Origin of the sequence: Variovorax soli NBRC 106424, assembly GCF_001591385.1 — a bacterium.
Lineage (GTDB): Bacteria > Pseudomonadota > Gammaproteobacteria > Burkholderiales > Burkholderiaceae_C > Variovorax > Variovorax soli.
In genome coordinates, this window is record NZ_BCUU01000210.1 from 1 (window position 1) to 2,182 (window position 2,182).

2 protein-coding genes are annotated in these 2,182 nt (G+C 66.2%); both read right to left on the reverse strand.

What is annotated here, in order from left to right; translation table 11 throughout:
- Positions 1-1,139 (reverse strand): urea ABC transporter permease subunit UrtC (gene urtC, locus VSO01S_RS26330; protein ID WP_068645695.1); only part of this gene is annotated, 1,139 nt, incomplete at its 3' end.
- 44 nt (positions 1,140-1,183) lie between these two features.
- The gene (urtB, locus tag VSO01S_RS26335) at positions 1,184-2,098 is read right to left on the reverse strand and encodes an urea ABC transporter permease subunit UrtB (RefSeq protein WP_068645696.1); all 915 of its coding nucleotides are present in this window, start codon (positions 2,096-2,098) and stop codon (positions 1,184-1,186) included.
- Positions 2,099-2,182: the final 84 nt, after the last annotated feature.

Sequence of the window (2,182 nt, forward strand, 5' to 3'; positions counted from 1 at the left end):
AGCACGTCGGGGTAGGCGGCGTGCGCGGCGGCCAGGCGCAGCGCCTCTTCCTGGCGCGCGAGCCGGCGCTGGCGCCACCAGGGCTTGATCTTGTCTTCCCAGAGGCCCGCCAGGCCCATGGGGAAGGCCATGGTCACGCCGATGAACAGGGCGGCCATGAGGAACAGCCACAGGTCCGGAAAGCTCTCCGAGAAGATCGTCTTGCCCGCATTCACCAGCAGCGCGCCGTACACCGCGCCCACCAGGCTCATACGCCCGCCCACCGCGGCGAAGATCACCATCTCGATGGAGGGCACGATGCCCACGAAGCTGGGCGACATGAAGCCCACCTGCAGCGTGAACATCGCACCCCCAATGCCCGAGAGCCCGGCCGCGAGGCAGAAGGTGAAGACCTTGAAGTTCGACACGTCGTAGCCCGAGAAGCGCACCCGGTCTTCCTTGTCGCGCATGGCCAGCAGCAGCGTGCCCAGCTTGCTGGTCTGCACCCAGCGGCACAGCACGATGGCGCCGATGAGCAGGGCCACGCACACGAAGTAGAGGATGTACTTGGCGCTGTCGGTGCGGGTGTCCCAGCCCAGCAGGGTCTTCAGGTCGGTCATGCCGTTGACGCCGCCGGTGTAGCCCTGCTGGCCGATGATGAGCACCGTCATGATCAGCGCCACCGCCTGCGTGATGATGGCGAAATACACGCCGCCCACGCGCCGCTTGAACATGGCGAAGCTGATCAGCCAGGCCAGCGCCATCGGCAGCAGCACCACCGCGAGCACCGCAAAGGGGAAGCTCTTGAACGGCACCCAGAACGCCGGCAGCGCGGTGAGCTGGTTCCAGTCCATGAAGTCCGGAATGCCGGGCGTGGACTGGATCTTGGTGCTCACCGGGTCGGACGCCTCCAGCTTCAGGAACATGGCCATGGCATAGCCGCCCAGGCCGAAGAACACGCCCTGCCCCAGGCTGAGCACGCCGCCATAGCCCCACACCATCACCAGGCCGACGGCCACGAAGGCATAGCAGAGGTACTTGCCCACCAGGTTCAGGCGGAAGATGTCCAGCGACAGCGGCAGCACCACGGCCAGGAGCAGGGTCAGCAGCAGCAGGCTGCCGAGTTGGTAGCGCTTGATCAGGGCTTTGATGGTTTCCATTCAGGGACTCCGCAATCTCGGGAATTCAGTGGCGCAACAACGGGTCAGCGTCGGACCTTGGAGGCGAACAAGCCCTGGGGCCGCAGCATCAGGATCAGCACGATCAGCGACAGCGTCAGCACCTTGGCCATGGAGCCGGTCATGAAGAACTCCGAGATCGACTGCGTCTGCGCAATGCCGAAGGCCGACACCACCGTGCCCAGCAGGCTGGCCGCGCCGCCGAAGGTGACGACCAGGAAGGAATCGACGATGTAGAGCTGCCCCGAGGTCGGCCCGGTGGAGCCGATGGTGGTGAAGGCGGCGCCGGCCACGCCGGCGATGCCGCAGCCGATGGCGAAGGTGAGGCGGTCGGTCTTCCTGGTGTCGATGCCGGTGGCATTGGCCATGGTGCGGTTGGCCACGGTGGCGCGAACGCGCAGGCCCCAGCGGCTCTTGTGCAGCGCCAGCAGCACGCCGGCGGTGACGATGGCGGTGAGCGAGAGCACGAACAGGCCGTTGATCGGGATGTCCAGCCCCTCGGCCGGCGACCACGAGCCCATCAGCCACTCGGGCAGCGTGGGGCTCACTTCCTTGGGGTTGATGAAGGTGCGAAAGCACTGCTGCAGGCCCAGGCTCACGCCCCAGGTGGCCAGCAGCGTATCGAGCGGCCGGCTGTACAGGTGGCGGATCAACGCCCATTCCATCAGCCAGCCGAACACGAAGGCCACGAGGAAGGCCAGCACGATCGCCACCGGAAAGTAGTAGGCCATGGCACCGGGCGCGAGCTTCTCGGTGAGCGTGGCGGCCATGTAGATCGTGTAGGCCCCGATCGCCATGAACTCGCCGTGCGCCATGTTGATGACGCCCATCTGCCCGAAGATGATGGCCAGGCCCAGGCCCATGAGCAGCAGCACCGCGAAGAGCGAAAGGCCCGCGAAGCCCTGCATGAGGCCGATGTTGAGCATGTCGGAAAGGGTCATGGGAAGGTCCGATGCGTTTGGACTCCTTCCCCCTCTGGGGGAAGGCAGGGATGGGGGCACGGCGGGTCGATGCGGGCGCTGCAT